Below are 264 nucleotides of genomic sequence, written 5' to 3' on the forward strand. Positions count from 1 at the left end.
GTATCGGCCTTATTCGGATTGGTTGCCTTGCCACCGTTCTTAGCACCGGTCACTTCGTCACCATCGGTGAGTCCGTCACCATCGGTATCCGGGTTGAGCGGATCAGTATTACCAGGCTTACCGTCCTTATTGAAATTGTCATCCTGGAACGGGTTCTTGGTGCCATTGACTTCGTCACCGTCATTGATGCCATCGCCGTCGGTATCCGGGTTATTCGGATCGGTTCCGATCTTTTCTTCTTCGGAATCGGTCAGGCCATCGCCG

1 protein-coding gene is annotated in these 264 nt (G+C 53.4%); it reads right to left on the reverse strand.

Annotated features, from left to right (window positions below):
* A partial coding sequence (locus QP442_RS08495) for a hypothetical protein (protein ID WP_285069801.1) occupies window positions 1-264 on the reverse strand: 264 nt, incomplete at both ends.

Origin of the sequence: Pauljensenia sp. UMB1177 (genome assembly GCF_030217965.1) — a bacterium.
GTDB classification, from domain to species: domain Bacteria; phylum Actinomycetota; class Actinomycetes; order Actinomycetales; family Actinomycetaceae; genus Pauljensenia; species Pauljensenia turicensis_A.